Origin of the sequence: Granulicella aggregans, assembly GCF_025685565.1 — a bacterium.
Lineage (GTDB): Bacteria > Acidobacteriota > Terriglobia > Terriglobales > Acidobacteriaceae > Edaphobacter > Edaphobacter aggregans_B.
Genome location: NZ_JAGSYE010000001.1, coordinates 651,068 through 665,836, shown reverse-complemented (window position 1 = coordinate 665,836; position 14,769 = coordinate 651,068). Strand labels below are relative to the sequence as shown.

The 14,769-nt window shown below is 61.4% G+C and carries 17 protein-coding genes; 11 read left to right on the top strand and 6 right to left on the bottom strand.

What is annotated here, in order from left to right; all coding sequences use genetic code 11:
* Positions 1-104 precede the first annotated feature (104 nt).
* The gene (locus tag OHL18_RS02770; protein WP_263373305.1) at positions 105-689 is read left to right on the top strand and encodes a hypothetical protein; all 585 of its coding nucleotides are present in this window, start codon (positions 105-107) and stop codon (positions 687-689) included.
* Positions 690-734: 45 nt separating this feature from the next.
* Here the strand turns inward: OHL18_RS02770 and OHL18_RS02765 are convergent, their stop codons facing one another.
* On the bottom strand, positions 735-1,469 hold the full coding sequence (locus OHL18_RS02765) for a DUF4339 domain-containing protein (RefSeq protein WP_263373304.1): 735 nt from the start codon (positions 1,467-1,469) through the stop codon (positions 735-737).
* Between the two features lie 153 nt (positions 1,470-1,622).
* Between OHL18_RS02765 and OHL18_RS02760 the strand changes: the two genes are divergently transcribed.
* Together OHL18_RS02760 and OHL18_RS02755 are read left to right on the top strand one after the other, a co-directional pair.
* The gene (locus OHL18_RS02760) at positions 1,623-2,522 is read left to right on the top strand and encodes a D-hexose-6-phosphate mutarotase (protein WP_263373303.1); all 900 of its coding nucleotides are present in this window, start codon (positions 1,623-1,625) and stop codon (positions 2,520-2,522) included.
* Positions 2,522-3,088 (top strand): Maf family protein, encoded by a 567-nt coding sequence (locus tag OHL18_RS02755; protein WP_263373302.1) that lies wholly within the window; start codon positions 2,522-2,524, stop codon positions 3,086-3,088. Before OHL18_RS02760 ends, OHL18_RS02755 begins: the two co-directional genes overlap by 1 nt.
* A 119-nt stretch (positions 3,089-3,207) precedes the next feature.
* Here OHL18_RS02755 and OHL18_RS02750 read toward each other — a convergent pair whose 3' ends face one another.
* Entirely contained in the window at positions 3,208-4,359 is a 1,152-nt protein-coding gene (locus tag OHL18_RS02750) for a M20 family metallopeptidase (RefSeq protein ID WP_263373301.1), read from the bottom strand.
* Between the two features lie 152 nt (positions 4,360-4,511).
* Between OHL18_RS02750 and lpxC the strand changes: the two genes are divergently transcribed.
* From lpxC to OHL18_RS02735, 3 genes are all read left to right on the top strand, one after another.
* On the top strand, positions 4,512-5,429 hold the full coding sequence (gene lpxC / locus OHL18_RS02745) for a UDP-3-O-acyl-N-acetylglucosamine deacetylase (RefSeq protein WP_263373300.1): 918 nt from the start codon (positions 4,512-4,514) through the stop codon (positions 5,427-5,429).
* Between the two features lie 14 nt (positions 5,430-5,443).
* Positions 5,444-5,920, top strand: a complete 477-nt coding sequence (gene folK / locus OHL18_RS02740) for a 2-amino-4-hydroxy-6-hydroxymethyldihydropteridine diphosphokinase (RefSeq protein WP_263373299.1) — start codon at positions 5,444-5,446, stop codon at positions 5,918-5,920.
* A 94-nt stretch (positions 5,921-6,014) separates the two neighbouring features.
* The gene (locus tag OHL18_RS02735; RefSeq protein ID WP_263373298.1) at positions 6,015-6,794 is read left to right on the top strand and encodes a hypothetical protein; all 780 of its coding nucleotides are present in this window, start codon (positions 6,015-6,017) and stop codon (positions 6,792-6,794) included.
* Here OHL18_RS02735 and OHL18_RS02730 read toward each other — a convergent pair whose 3' ends face one another.
* Complete coding sequence (locus tag OHL18_RS02730) at positions 6,795-7,898, bottom strand: tetratricopeptide repeat protein (RefSeq protein ID WP_263373297.1); 1,104 nt, start codon at positions 7,896-7,898, stop codon at positions 6,795-6,797.
* 199 nt (positions 7,899-8,097) lie between these two features.
* Here OHL18_RS02730 and OHL18_RS02725 point away from each other — a divergent pair, with 199 nt between their 5' ends.
* Positions 8,098-10,194, top strand: a complete 2,097-nt coding sequence (locus OHL18_RS02725; protein WP_263373296.1) for a S9 family peptidase — start codon at positions 8,098-8,100, stop codon at positions 10,192-10,194.
* A gap of 73 nt (positions 10,195-10,267) precedes the next feature.
* Here the strand turns inward: OHL18_RS02725 and OHL18_RS02720 are convergent, their stop codons facing one another.
* Together OHL18_RS02720 and OHL18_RS02715 are read right to left on the bottom strand one after the other, a co-directional pair.
* Complete coding sequence (locus tag OHL18_RS02720) at positions 10,268-10,579, bottom strand: RcnB family protein (protein WP_263373295.1); 312 nt, start codon at positions 10,577-10,579, stop codon at positions 10,268-10,270.
* A gap of 51 nt (positions 10,580-10,630) precedes the next feature.
* A complete protein-coding gene (locus OHL18_RS02715; RefSeq protein ID WP_263373294.1) occupies positions 10,631-11,785 on the bottom strand; it encodes a DUF5715 family protein in 1,155 nt (384 codons plus the stop codon).
* Positions 11,786-11,930: 145 nt separating this feature from the next.
* Between OHL18_RS02715 and OHL18_RS02710 the strand changes: the two genes are divergently transcribed.
* Positions 11,931-12,365 (top strand): c-type cytochrome domain-containing protein, encoded by a 435-nt coding sequence (locus OHL18_RS02710; RefSeq protein WP_263373293.1) that lies wholly within the window; start codon positions 11,931-11,933, stop codon positions 12,363-12,365.
* A 16-nt stretch (positions 12,366-12,381) separates the two neighbouring features.
* Here OHL18_RS02710 and queE read toward each other — a convergent pair whose 3' ends face one another.
* Positions 12,382-13,014 carry a 7-carboxy-7-deazaguanine synthase gene (gene queE / locus OHL18_RS02705; RefSeq protein ID WP_263373292.1) on the bottom strand — a complete coding sequence of 211 codons (633 nt, stop codon included), beginning with the start codon at positions 13,012-13,014 and terminating at the stop codon, positions 12,382-12,384.
* 91 nt (positions 13,015-13,105) lie between these two features.
* On the opposite strand from queE, the gene OHL18_RS02700 reads away from it, so the two are divergent.
* The 3 genes from OHL18_RS02700 to OHL18_RS02690 all read left to right on the top strand — a co-directional run bounded on the left by OHL18_RS02700 (position 13,106) and on the right by OHL18_RS02690 (position 14,630).
* A complete protein-coding gene (locus OHL18_RS02700; protein WP_263374575.1) occupies positions 13,106-13,396 on the top strand; it encodes a BrnT family toxin in 291 nt (96 codons plus the stop codon).
* The gene (locus tag OHL18_RS02695) at positions 13,380-13,670 is read left to right on the top strand and encodes a BrnA antitoxin family protein (protein WP_263373291.1); all 291 of its coding nucleotides are present in this window, start codon (positions 13,380-13,382) and stop codon (positions 13,668-13,670) included. Before OHL18_RS02700 ends, OHL18_RS02695 begins: the two co-directional genes overlap by 17 nt.
* 117 nt (positions 13,671-13,787) lie before the next feature.
* Positions 13,788-14,630, top strand: a complete 843-nt coding sequence (locus OHL18_RS02690) for a PEGA domain-containing protein (RefSeq protein ID WP_263373290.1) — start codon at positions 13,788-13,790, stop codon at positions 14,628-14,630.
* The last annotated feature ends 139 nt before the right edge of the window (positions 14,631-14,769 follow it).

The window sequence follows — 14,769 nt, the reverse complement described above, 5'->3', positions numbered from 1 at the left end:
AATAGCTGGAACAGGACACCCACGTCCCGTTCCAGCTATTTTTTTCGCAATTTGGGCCAGATTGCAGACGTTAAGCATCCAAATGCTTAGCAGTAAGGTGCGTCATGGCAATTCGCGGATACGGAGTGTCGTTTCGGTTGGCAGGCTTGCTGACGTTGGCCTCGGTGGTAGCGTTGCCGGGACTGAGCCAGACGGCTTCTCCTGCACCCGTGGCCGCGCAGTCGGGTCAAGGTACAACCCAGCCAGCATCTACGAGCACGCAGGCCGATGGCAGCTCACCGGCTCCGAGCCGGCGATCCAGCCGCAGAGCTCGACGGCGCTACGTCAATCCATCGACCGCGGCGCAGACACCGGCAACCCCTCAGACAGTAGCGCCCGATGCCGCACAGCGAACCCGTGATGCTCAGATCCTGGCGGCGCAAAAGGCGCAGTCAGCGGAGATTGCGCGGCAGAACGCGATCACGACTGGAAATGTGGTGAAGGAGCGTGAGGCGCAACAAGCAGAGCCCCGGATCCAGGATGCTCCAGGGCCAGGATCTCAGCCGCTTGCGGGCGATCCAGCTATTCAGCCGACGCAGAGTGGTGAGCCACCGCGGATTCAGGATGCTCCGGGTCCGGCGCAGACGCTTCCCAAGGCTCCGCCAGCCCAGCCGGCTCCGCAACCGGAACAGACCGCTCCTCCAAGCTAGGCTTGAAGATAAAACCGAGATGACGAATCTCTTCCCCAACGCGCTCTAGCGTCCGGTCTGCTGGTAGCGAATCGCCTGCTTGATCTCGTTAATGCGGTTCAACTGCGACTGGATATAGAGGCCGCCGAAGAAGAAGGTGAGCACTCCGCTCATACGGAAGCCAATGGGTTCGACGGTGTTGAAGTGCTCCTCGAGCGAGCGCTTCATATCGAATCGCGCCAGCAACTTAAAGATCCATGCCGCAATCCCGACCAAGTACATGAGTCCAGCGTGGGATTGGTGCGGGTGAAAGCCCGTGTCGCCGGCCATGATATGCCGTACCTGCTCCAGGACCGAGGGAAGATACAGGAAGGTGTAGAAGAACCCCAGGATGTACCCCGCGGCGTAGTAAATCACGGCCTTGCTGTTCTGCTGGACACGCTTCATCCACGAGGCAAAGATGAGGTTCCACACCATCTGGAACAGCTTGGCCGTGAGCAAGTCGAAGAGGAGCACCAGGCCCCAGTGAAGATTCGGCGGGTCGGGGAATTGGGCTGTGGGAGCGTAGACCGGCTGCGGCGCGTAGGCCGTTTGATACGTGGGATCGGCGACCGGTTCGGGCGGAGCAACGGGGGGAATGCCCGACGGGTTCAGGATCGCGGAGACTGGAACCCACTCCAGCATCTCATCGCCCCTGGCCATGTCGCTGAGCAGAATGTGGCCGGACTCTACGTAGCGCTTCAGGTCGGCGAGGGTGTAAGGGCCGTAGGTCTGTCCGCCGCGGCTGATCTGGTAAACCATGAACGCTCCTTGAATATTCTGGGAAGGATCCTGTGTACACGGAAAGTCCGTGGGTAACTTGTTTTTCTCGTGGCAGTCAACCCGATGAGAACACGGCTGTCGCGATCCGCACAACTGCCATTGAAACGGCAAAGCGGCTACACTCTTATTCCTATGGATATCGCCTCGCTCAATGAGAACTTTGGAATTCCTGGCGTGCTCGTGTTTGAAGAACATGGCGAGCTGACCCGGGCCGTGATCACGACACCCTCCGCCTCGGCCAGCGTGTATCTGCAGGGCGGCCATGTGGCGGAGTGGCAACCTGCCGGGACGAACCCGGTGCTGTTTACCAGCGGCAACTCCGCGTACAAGAAGGGCAAGGCGATCCGCGGCGGCATTCCGGTGATCTTTCCGTGGTTTGGAGACCGGCATGACGGGCAGGCGGGACCCGCGCATGGCTTCGCGCGCACGGAGGAGTGGGAGTTCGGCTTCGCGGCGCTGGCTGGCGACGATCTGCATATGAGCCTGCTGCTGACTCCGAATGAGACATCGCGCAAGCTGGGGTTCGACCACTTCCGCGTGGTGTATCACCTGGTGATCGGGAAGGAACTGCACCTGAAGCTTTCGGTGGTGAGCGACGCCGAGACTCCGCTGGTCTACGAAGAGGCATTCCACACGTACTTTGCGGTGGCCGATGTGCGCGACGTCTCGGTGACCGGGCTGCACAACGTCGAGTATCTGGACAAGCGCGATGGCGGGGCGAAGAAGACGCAGGTGGAAGATCCGCTGGTGCTGACGCGCGATACCGACCGCGTCTATCTGGACACGCAGAGTACATGCGTGATCGACGACAAGGGCAACAAGCGGAAGATCAATGTGGCGAAGACGAACTCGTCGACGACGATCGTTTGGAACCCCTGGACCGAGCTGACGGCGAAGATGGCCGATATGGAGCCGGGAGGCTGGGAGGGGATGATCTGCATCGAGAGCGCGAATGCTGCCGATGCCAGCATCACCCTGGCGCACGGAGAGGTTCACCACATGGGGTGCGTCATCTCGGTTGATCTCGACTGATGCTGATACTGGCTTCTGCATCGCCGCGCCGCAAAGACCTGCTGGAACAGATTGGCCTGACGTTTGAGGTGGAGACGGCGGACATCGACGAGACACCGCATATCGCGGAAGATCCGACGGCCTATGTGAGGCGGCTCGCCGAGCATAAGGCGGCTGCTGTTTTCGCTCGTCAGGCGAATCGTTCGCGGCTAGTGGTGCTCGGTGCGGACACGACGGTCGTTGCTCGCGGCCAGATACTAGGGAAACCCGTAGATGAGGCCGATGCTGCGCGGATGCTTCGCCTGCTGGCGGGCGCGACGCACCAGGTGATCACAGGCGTCGCGCTTATCACCGCGTTCGCCCCGCCGATGGTGGCGGCAGAGGTGACCGAAGTAGAGTTCAGTTCGCTGACGGAAGCGCAGATTGCGGCGTATGTCTCGACCGGAGAGCCGATGGGCAAGGCCGGGGCGTATGCGATTCAGGGACGCGCGGCGAAGTTCATTCCCAGGATCTCCGGGGACTACTCGAACGTGGTCGGGCTGCCGTTGGCGCGGGTCACGGCGATGCTGGCGGAGTTGCAACGGTAAGCGAAGCTGGTGGTGTGCGTCATCCCAGCCGCCTACGTCCCACCCATCCTCGCAAAAGACGCGAGTATGGATGGGGCACCCGAACTGTTTGGGCCGGTCAGGAGCCCTGAAACACTACCCTATGTTGTGGCGACCATCGCTGCGAGTAGCGCTGTTCGTGGCGTGAGGTGTTCGATCACGATGGACTCGTGGGCGGCATGTGCGCCGTCGCCGACTGCGCCCATGCCGTCGAGCGTGGGGACGCCGAGGGCGGAGGTGAAGTTGCCGTCGGAGCCGCCGCCGGTTGAGGCCTCGTCGAGGGTGAAGCCGAGTTCGGCGGCCAGTCGCTTCGCCTGTTTGAAGAGGGCGACCGTGCCGGGCGTGCGCTCCATGGGTGGGCGGTTGATGCCGCCTTCGACGGTGAGACGGCAGGCCTTGTCGGTCACTTTCAGGCTACGGAAGAGGCGGTCTACGCGCGCGCCGTCGCTGGCTTTCGCAATGCGGACGTCGACTTCGGCGAAGGCTTCGGCGGCGATCACGTTCGAGCGGGTCCCGCCACCGATGACGCCGCAGTTCACGGTGCGTTTGCGCGTGGGGTCGGTGAAGCCGGAGACGGTCTCGACGAGGCGGGCGATCTCGCGGATGGCGGAGTGGCCGCGGTCGAAGTCGACGCCGCTGTGGGAGGCGACGCCGGTGACGTGGAGGCGGTACTCGCCGACACCTTTGCGGGCGGTCTTGTAGGCGAGGCCCTGGGCGGGTTCAAGGACGAAGACGGCTGCCGACTCGCCTGCCAGGCGTTCGGTGATGGGGCGCGAGACCGTGCTGCCGACCTCTTCGTCGCTGTTGAGGAGGAGGATGACGGGGCGGATGAGGGCGTCGGACTCTTGCAGGCATCGGAGCGCAGTCAGCGCCATCATGACGCCAGCCTTCATGTCGAGGACGCCGGGGCCCCAAAACCTGCCGTCCGCTTCGCGCCAGGGCATTGTCTTCAGAGTGCCCATAGGCCAAACGGTGTCGAGGTGGCCGAGCAGCAGCAGGGGCTTCTGTTTGGAACGCGAGGGGCCGAAGCGGAGCTCGAGGACGTGGCCGAAGTGCTTCTGTTTGTGTATCTTTGCCCTCGCACCGAGGGCTTTGGCCAACTCGGCCACGAAGTCGTTGGCGCGATTTACGCCTGCGGGATTGTCGCTCGGGGACTCGATCTCAACCAGCGACCGGAGGTTTTTTGTGAGCCAGATTTCGTCTTCCGCGATGGCAGAGGCGAGTGTCCGAAGTTTAAGGTGAGCCTTCTTCATGACCGCATCGTATAGCAGGCACGCACGTTAGTAACAGCGAGTAACGCCGGTAAATGGCTCATTCCAGCAGCAGAGTGTGGCTTTTCTGACACAGGTAGACATGGAATAAAAATTCTAGAATTAGAAGGTTGTTATTCGAGGGACTATCGCGCGTGGCGATCGAAGCTCACTTTGAGCACACAATCCGTTCCGAGATTGCCTTTGAAGGAATAGGACTCCACAGCGGAGCCCCAGTCTCGATGAAACTGATCCCGGCACCTGCCGGTTCAGGCATCGTCTTTAGACGCACCGATCTGGACAACTTCGAGATTCCTGCCACGGGCCGCAACGTCGCGAAGGTGAGTTATGCGACCAGCTTGATGCGACAGAGCGTGCTGATCTCAACCACCGAACATCTTCTTTCCGCTCTTATCGGCTACGGCGTCGATAACGTGATTGTGCAAATCGATAATCTTGAGGTGCCCATCCTGGATGGGAGCGCTCTGCCCTACGTACGGGCGTTTCAGACGGTTGGGCTGAAACAGCAGCGGCGCAAGCGGGAGTACATCCGCATCCTCAAGGACGTTGAGGTGGAAGACGGCAGCAAATTTATCGGGGTCTATCCCGGCTCCGGCTACTCCATCGAGTACCGCATCGACTTTCCCGATCCCATCGGCTTCGGAACCTTCTCTGGCGATCTTGAAAGCGGTGTCTACGCCGACCTGATCGCTCCGGCCCGTACCTTCGGCTGGAAGGAAGACGAGCCGATGTTGCGGAACATGGGGTTGATCCGCGGGGCGTCCGAGGCCTGCGCGATCATTCTTACGCGCAAGGGAATCGAGAACGGCCCGTTGCGGTTTGCGGATGAGTTCGTCCGGCACAAGGTGCTGGACCTGATCGGCGACCTGGCGCTGGCGGGCAAGCGGATCCAGGGCAGGGTCGTCGCCGAGCGGGCGGGACACGCGATGCATACGGCGCTGGTGAAGAAGCTGATGGCAGACCGGTCGGCGTGGGAGCTTGCGTATGGCTATGTCGAGCCTGTCGCTGAAAAGGCCCATGCACAGGCAGCGCTCGTCTCCGCGATTGCCTAAAGGTGATTCGAAGTTTGAACGTCGCTGCAATCGCTCTTGGATCGAACCTCGACTCGCCGGTCGGGGACCGCGCTGCTAATCTTCGACTCGCGATTCACCATCTCGTGGACCTTGGCAACGTCACCGCTGTATCGAGCTTCTATGACACGGCACCGGTCGGCTACCTTGAGCAGCCACGTTTCCTGAATGCTGCTGTCCTGCTCGAGACGGAACTTACGCCGCTTGATCTTCTGGAGCGACTACTGGCGATCGAGAAGACGATGGGCCGGGATCGTTCTGCGACTGTGGCGAAGGGGCCGAGGGTGATCGACCTGGACCTGTTGCTGTTCGGCAGGACCATCATGCGGACGGAGACTCTGATCCTTCCTCATCATGCCATGTGGGAGCGTCGATTCGTTCTCGAGCCGCTTGCTGAGATCGCGCCGGGAATGATCGACCCTGTCACAGGGCGAATGGTCGACGAGATACTTCGCGGCCTCAAGGACAGCTAGCGACCGGGCCAATACGACCGCGGCCAATACGACCGGGCCATTACGGCCGCGGCCATAGGGTATAGTCGTTGCCATTCAAGATGGAGACATGCCCGTGACATTGAGATTCCTGCGTCCTCCGGTACACCTCGCTCTGCTGGCCGCCATGGTGCTGCTCGTTTCATCGTGCAGCAGTAGCAGAGCCCCGCGCGAATACCCTGCTGGAACTCCGCAGCAGAAGGCGAACGAAGGCTCGCCTAAGAAGGCGCCGCCCGTTGAGAGTTCGAAGCACGATCACTATGAATACACTCCAGGCCATCCGGCTGTGTCTGGCGACACTCAGCCGACAGAGGACGAACAGATCGAGCAGAGCCTGCGGAATCTGAAGCAGGGAAAGCTTGCCTATGAGACGCCGGCGAAGATGGAGATGGGCGATTCGCAGACGGTGACCGCCCGTATTGGATCGGAGCAGGTAGACAACGGAGCGCTTACGCAGGGGCTGGGCCAGAATGGAGGGACGGTGAACACCGTCGGCACGCCCATCTCGGTCACCATGAAGATGACGCTGAAGAGCGCCGACTTCGATATCACGCCGCTTAGCTCCGAGGAGCAGTTGGTGGGAGGAACGAAGCCGACCGAGTGGGAGTGGACGGTGTCGCCGAAGCACTCAGGCACGTTGCGGCTGCATCTCGACGCAGCGGTCGAGCTTAACAATGTTTCGCGTGACTTCACCACGGTCGATCGCGAGATCGCGGTATCGGTGGATCCGGTGGGAGCGGTCGAGGGCTTTGTACAGAACAACTGGCAGTGGATTTTGTCGACGCTTGCGGCTGGCATCGGGCTGGCGTGGAAGTTCTTTGGTGCGAAGAAGAAGGAGTCGGCTGGCGCGGCTTGATCAGGTAAGGCGCTTCAGGTCCTTCTTCGCTAGATCCAGTGATCCGTCCATCTGTACCGCCGTTTGCAGCTCGCGGATTGCGTCGGACTTCCGACCCTGCTTTTCAAGGATGAGGCCGAGGCGCCAGTGGGCTCCCGCGTGGGACGGTGCCTGCCCCTCCGGCGGCTGGGTGAGGTAGTCGCGAAGCATCGTCTCGGCGAGGGGAAGCTGGGCGGTTGCATTGCTGGTGAGGATCGCTACGGCGGCGCGGTACTGTGGTGTTCGGTCGTCGGGAACTCTTGTGCGCGCCTGCTTGATGCTCGTGTCCAGTTCAGCCCAGCGCCCGGTCTTCGCGTAAAGAGTGGCAAGAGAGCTCCAGGCGCTAACGCGTGCGGGGTCGATGGCGATGGCGCGCTTTGCTTCTGTCTCAGCGTCGCTGAAGTGCGCGGAGTCTTCGAGGCATGCAGCCGCAAGGGCGGCGCGGGCTTCGTAGTCGTCGGGCCTTGCTGCAACTGCCGTGCGCCAGATTGCGATCACGGCAGCGTTGCGACGTGGAAGGTTGGCGTCGTCGTTAAGGAAGTCCGCGCGCGCGGTGGCAGCGCGGAAGGGCGAGATGGCGTTGAGCCTGTCGGCCGTCTGCCGGGCCTTGTTCTTGTCGCCGCCCACCATGCCTGGGGCGTTCCAGTAGAACTGGGCTAGGTCCTGAAGCGCATCGACGTCGTTGGGGTCGAGTTCCAGCGTCTTGTCGACCTCCTTGCGGAAGCGGTGAATTAGCGAGATCTTCTCGAAGGTGCTGGCGTTGCTGGCGATCACCTTTGCGCCGATCGCGTCGGCGAGATGGGCGTGGGCTTCGGCGCTGCGCGGGTCGGCGGCGACGGCCTTTTCACTGTTGGCGATGGCGGAGTCCAGCCGGTTGAAGGCCCAGTCCACGATGGAGAGATCGCTGAGATAGTGCGCATCGTTCGGCGTCCGGGCCAGCGCTGCGCGGATGACCGCTTCGGCGCGGCGATAGTGCCCTTCTGCGAGGAGCTTATCGGCGGGCGGTACGCCAACGGTCTGTGCGGGAGCGGCTGCTCCGATACTGATCGAAAGAAGCAGCAGGAGTCTGCTTTCGAAGATGCGCATTCTGGTAGGACTCCCGAGGGGTGCGGTTCGTTCTTGCTACAGAAAAGAATGCTAGACCATCCGCATTACTGTCGAAATACATCCGTGGCACGCCCTTGCAGATTGTGATCGATGACGCATCGAAAGTGGGCCGCCAGCGTTGTTGACGACACGGAGTTGACCCAATTTAGAGCGGTTGCGCTCTGCTAGACTTTGCGTCATGCGAAATCTGTGCCTCTCCGTGTTGTCGCGTCCCGCTTTGCGCCTTGTGCCACCGGCCTTGTTGCTCTCTTTTGTGTTGCCCTTCGCGTCCGGTGCGCAGACGGCGAAGCACAACATGACGCCGGATGACCTGGCGAAGTTTGTGCGTGTGAGCGCCCCTGTGCTGTCGCCGGACGGCAAGCTGATCGCCTATACGGTCTCGCGCATCAACACCGAGGAAGACAAGCGCACGAACGAGCTATGGATGATCGGCTACGACGGCCAGAACGACGTGCAGCTCACTTACGGTAAGGACTCCGCCGGCAACCCGCAGTGGAGCCCCGATGGCCGCTATCTTTCCTTCACCAGCTCTCGCGAGGGCAAAGCGAAGGGATCGCAGGTGTGGCTGCTCGACCGGCGCGGCGGCGAGGCGCGGCAGTTGACCGAGGTGAAGGAAGAGCTCGGCGGATATAGCTGGTCGCCGGACTCGAAGACGCTGCTGTTGAGCCTGCGCGTGAAGGACGAGCCTGAGCCGGAGAAGGGCGGAAAGCCGGTTCCGCCGAAGCCGATCGTGCTGGACCGGTTCCACTTCAAGCAGGATGTCGAGGGCTATCTGACGGAGAAGAAGGAGCACCTCTATCTCTTCGATTTGGAGTCGAAGAAGCTTTTGAAGCTGATCGGGCCGCTGCCTGAAAAAGACAAGCCAATCGATGAGAGATACGAGGAGTCGCAGGCGCAGTGGTCGCCCGATGGTAAGCAGATCGCGTTCGTCAGCAACCAGAGCGTTCCCGATCCTGACCGCACGGTGAACAGCGATGTCTTCGTCGTCGACGCGAAGGCGGGGTCTACTCCGCGCAAGCTGACGACGTTTGCTGGTACCGATGAGGGGCCACTGTCGTGGTCGCCTGATGGCACCATGATCGCGTACCGGCAAGGGACCGGAGAGAAGTATTCGATCTACGAGATGCCGCAACTTGCGACCGTTGAGGTTGCGACGGGCAAGGTAGGGCTGGTGGCGAAGTCGCTGGATAACTGGACCAGCGGACCGGTCTTCGCGGCCGATGGCAAGTCGATTCTCACTACAGTTCAGGATGACCGGCTCAACTATCCTGCGGAGGTCTCGCTTAGCGGCACCGTGAAGCGGCTGGTGAGCGAGTCTGGATCAGCTAGTGGGCTTACGCAGAAGGCGGGCCACGTCGCGCTGCTGTGGACGACCGACTCTTCCAGTCCCGAGATCTATTCGCTCGAAGGTGGCACGCTGCACAAGCTCACGTCGCATAACGACGAGGCCGTCGCGTCGCTCAACCTTGCGTCGACGGAAGAACTTTCGGCGAAGACTTCGGATGGCAATGACGTGCATAGCCTGCTGACGATGCCGGTCGGTTATAAGGCGGGAACCAAGGTGCCCATGCTGCTGTTCATCCACGGCGGCCCGACGGGACAGGATGCGCATGAGTTCGACCCATACCGGCAGATCTTTGCGGGGCATGGCTACGCGGTGCTGAACGTGAACTACCGTGGCAGCACGGGCCGGGGCCATGCGTACAGCTATGCCATCAATGCCGACTGGGGGCATAAGGAGGTCATCGACCTGATGGCGTCTGTCGATGCGGCGATTGCGACAGGGAGGATCGATGCCGACAAGCTGGTCGTCGGCGGATGGAGCTACGGCGGCATTCTGACGGACTACTCCATCGCCAGCACGAACCGCTTCAAGGCGGCGTCAAGCGGCGCGGGCATGGGCAATCTGATCGTGCTCTACGGCATTGATGAGTACATCCTGCAGTACGAGAACGAGATTGGGCCGCCGTGGAAGAATACCGATCTGTACCTGAAGCTCTCGTATCCCTTCTTCCATGCGGACCGCATCAAGACGCCTACGCTGTTCATGGGCGGCGACAAGGACTTCAACGTGCCGCTGGAGGGCGGGGAGCAGATGTACCAGGCGCTGAAGAGCGTCGGGACACCTGCGGAGTTGATCGTCTATCCCGGAGAGTTCCACGGTTTCCAGCGGCCCAGCTTCGTGAAAGATCGATTTGTAAGGTGGATGGGATGGTACGACAAGTACCTTGGGATTGCGCCGGCTCCGGCCGCACCCGTCGCTGCTGCGAAGTAATAAGCCAGAGATCAAGAAAGCCGGAGAGACGCAATCCCTCGCGTCGCTCCGGCTTTTCTGCGGGTGCAGAGATTTAGTGAATGGTTGAGGCGACGATCGCCGAAGCGATGACGCCTGTCGCGACGGCTGCCAGAACATAGTTACCATCCACCTCGCGCCACTCGTAGCCACGGGGCGGAGCGTTCAGATGGTAGGCGCGGTAGTCGATGCGTTGGCCTCGGTTCCAGTCTTCCTGCTTCATGTGATAGCCCTTGCGCCACTCGTCGTGCCGGACGTAGGGGTGGTTTTCGTGGTGGTCGTCGTGGTGATCCTGAGCGTAGAGCGCGCCGCCAGTGAGGCTGGAGGCAACGATGGCGATTGCAAGAACCTTGCGAATGGTGTGCATAAACCCTCTCGCAAATTCTGATGCGGCACGATGTGCGGGCGTTGTTTGCCCCTATCGCAGGCTTTCGTTGAGCACGTCCGTGCCTTCGCGATGCGTCGTTGCAATGGCGCGGCGGGGTGTTGCCATCTGCGGCATGTACTTCTTGTAGACGCTGATGTGGAAGCAGGATTGTTGGAACTCCTCTTCCACGTCGAGCTTGCCCTGCTGCACCAGCGGCAGGAGATAGCCGCGCATCCAGGCGATCTCCGCCATGGTGAGACCCTTCTTGCCGATGTCGATGGCCTGGCCGGTGAGGTGCGGCGATGCAGTATCACCCTGTGCGGGCGCGGCGTTGCCGTTGATGTGGATGAGGTGTTGCTGGAAGTCGACGGTGCGGACGGCGGAGGTGAGCTGCAGCGGGGTCTGGAAGCGGGCGTAGTGTTGCCGCGCGAGCGTGTCCACGAAGAGCGCGGTCCACGGCCGTGCATAACGGCGGTTCGCGGGGAGACGATCGTCTACATGCAGGGTGGCGTTCTCCGGGATGGGAGAGAGCATGCCTGCGTGGCGCATCTTGTTGAGGTCTTCGTCGTCGCGGATGCGGTCGAGGCCGTCGCTGTCCGCCATCAGGTTCTGGTGGACGAGGATCTCGTGCGAGCCCTTAAGGGCGGGAGGCACGATCAGGCGACCGCGCTTGTCGTATAGAGAGGGAAGAATCATCGGCTGCGCTGCGAGATCTTCCGTTGGGATCATGCTGGCCATGGTCGGGACGCCGGCAGGCGGCGGGGTGACGGCGTCGAGGGTTCCCATGACTTCGGAGGTCGAGGCGGTGCCGGTCGCTTCAGGCATGGTGGCCTTGGTCTTTGGCTCGGGCTCGGAGGTCTTGCGTTGATCACGCAGCCAGGCGTGGACGCGGCGGCTGGCTGGGGTCTCGCGTGCTGGCGTCTCCGAGGCCGCCTTCGGCTTCTTCACACGGGGCGCGGGATGATGTCCGATCTCCGGGTGATGTGGGGCAGGATGCGCGGACTTGCGCTGCTTCACGGGCTTTTGAGGCTTCACGGCCTTGACGCGGGAACGATGGGATGGAGACAGCTTCGTATTGCGGGATTCAGAGACGCGCATCGGCTGGCGCGTCATCGCGCGCAGAGAAGCAGGCACAGCAAGGAGCCCGATGAGAGACACAATACCGGTAAGCGCCAGCAGGACGGGGAAGGGGGCGTTCGCGCGCATTCAAGTTGTGGAGGGCGCGGAGACGCCAGAGCAATTCCTACTCTAGACGGATCGGATGCTGTCGGTAAGTGGCGACTCCGGTACGCCGCGTCTTTCCTCGCGGTCGCCCGTATACTAAAAGAAAACCTCACAAGGCAGGGCAAGCATGCGGCGGATTCTCTTGGGTCTCGGTGTGGCAGGACTGGTGATGGCGGCGTTTACAGGCAGTCCGGTGCGGGTGAGCGCTGCGGCAGCCCCACAGTCGGCGACCGACGCGGCCACGCTCAAGATGTACAACGAGAAGGTCGTCCCCATCTTCCAGGCCAACTGCTATCGCTGCCACGGCGGCATGAACCATCGCGGCGGCTTCGTGATGGACACCAAGGCTGGCATGGAAAAGGGTGGCCACGATGGCAAGGTGCTCGTCCCGGGCCATCCGGAGTCGAGCCTGCTGGTCAAGCTGATCCGCCACGAAGGCCCCGCAGACGACCCGATGCCCATGCCGCCAAATAAGCCGAAGATCTCTGACGCCGATATCGCCACGGTGGAGCAGTGGGTGAAGGCCGGGGCGATCATGCCCGAGGACACACCGAAGCCGTAGTCGCTATACCCTGGGCCTAGCGGATGTTCAATAGCTTGTGTGTCTGCAGGCTCAGGCTCCACTTCGGGTGATCGAGGCAGAACTGTACCGCCTTGGCGAGGTTCTCCGCCTGCTGCGGGCTGTCCATCGCCTGGATGTAGAAGTGGTCGAAGCGCATGCGTTCGAAGTCGAGTGGATTGAACTCTTGCGGATAGACCAGCTTCAGCTCGTTGCCGCGCTCGACTACGAGCTTTGCTCCGAACTTGGGGCTGACGCAGACCCAATCCACCCCGGCCGGGACGGGCAGGGTGCCGTTGGTCTCGATGGCGACCTCGAAGCTGCGGGCGTGAAGCTCTGCGATCAGAGGCTCGTCTAGCTGAAGCAGCGGCTCGCCGCCGGTGCAGACGACCAGCTTCCTTGCTTGGTGGCCATCGGGCCACATCGCATCGATCGCTGATGCCAGCTCGGCGGCGGCGGTGAACTTGTCGCCGCCCAGACCGTCGACGCCGACAAAGTCCGTGTCGCAGAACTTGCAGATGGCCTCGGCCCGGTCACTCTCTCGCCCGGACCAGAGATTGCAGCCCGAGAAGCGGCAAAACACTGCGGGACGACCGGCATTCCGGCCCTCGCCCTGTAGGGTGTAGAAGATTTCCTTTACTGCATAACTCATCGTGAAATTCGCCTGCCTCTTTCCAGTTTAGGCGAAGGGTGTTTGCCGCAGTCCCTCATTTTGTATATACATAAATGTATAGGCGGCTCGTCTGCGCTTCGAATGGGATGACCGGAAGAACGAGAGCAATCTGAAGAAGCGCGGTGTTCGCTTTGAAACGGCGGCTGTCACGTTCGACGATCCTCATCTCCAGATGGAGTTGGATCGTATTGAAGTCGGCGAGACTCGATGGCAGACGGTCGGACGGGTCGATGACGACTACCTTCTACTCGTCGTTCACTTGCTAGCAACCGATGAAGAAGAAGACGAGGAAGTCGTACGCATCATCTCTGCGCGCGAGGCAACGCCGAAGGAGAGGAGACGATATGAACGTGGTCTATAGACGGGAACCAGGAACGCCGCTGACCGAGGAACAACGAGCAGAATTGAAGGCGCTGAAAGGTCGCCCGATCGACCTTTCGGACGCTCCTGAACTTCCTGAAGAGGCGTGGAAGAATACTGTTCGCGGCAAGTTCTACCGCCCAGTGAAGCGGGCCGTCAGCTTGCGCCTCGACGCGGACGTTCTCGCGTGGCTGAAGAAGGACGGCGAGGGCTATCAGACCCGCGTCAACCAGATGCTCCGCGAACGGATGCTGGCGGAGTTGAAGCAGGTTTAGCCGGTATTTTTGAATTTATAACTCCACGCTTGTTCTCCAGTGCCGAAGTGGGATAGTTTGAAGCGTCCCTTCAATCTGTTCGACTTCTATTCGACTGGGCTCACCGTGGAGATCGCCTTGGTTAAGTTGCTTGTAGTGTGTCCGTTGGTATTTGCGTTAGCAGTGGGCGATCCCGCCCTTTCACAGGCTCCCTCGCCAGCCACTGCTACACCCCCTGTAAAAACTGAGAAGGCCGCTGGCGTCCCACCGGCTCCGAACACTTTGCTGGATGGCACGGCGGTGAAGCTCAGGCTGGCGGAGACGATCTCCTCGGCGCATGCGAAGACCGGGCAGGAGATTCCGTTTGAGGTCACCGAAGACGTGCTCGTCCAGGGCGTCGTCGTGCTGCCAAAGGGCGCGCAGGCCGTGGCCACCGTCACCGAGGCCAACGCGAAGAAGAGCATGGGCCGGGGTGGCAAGCTGAACGTCAATGTCGACTCCGCCCGCCTTGCCGACGGCGAAAAGGTGCAGCTGCGCGCGGTGCAGGACAACAAGGGCGGCGGTCATGTCGGCGCGATGACGGGAGCGATGGTGGCGACAGCGATCGTCTTCTTCCCCGCCGCTCCGCTGTTCCTGTTCATCCACGGCAAGGACATCACGATCCCCAAGGGGACCGAGGTGACGGCCTTCGTCGAAGGCGACATGAAGCTGGACATGGCAAAGTTTGTCGCCGCGCCTGCGGCCGGGGTCTCACCGGCTGCGGCTGCATCGGGGCTGGCTGCCATCACGGTCGACGCGAACGCTCCGAACTGCGACATCGAGGTCGATGGCAGCTTCATGGGCAACACGCCTTCGACGCTGAACCTTACCGCTGGCAAGCATGACATTGTCGTGAAGAAGACCGGCTATGACGATTGGACTCGCAGCATGACGGTGGGGAGTGGGTCGGTTCACTTGAACGCGGAGATGGTGGCGAAGTAGTTCATATCACTTGCGTTCACGCCGGGTTCAATCGCCGCTAAAAAATCCGGTAAGTTGGATGGAAGAAGCGCGTAATGGTTGCATCAGATATGGCTGAGACACGGCGTCTTCCTCTGTCTTGAGAGAGGCCGCGACGGCT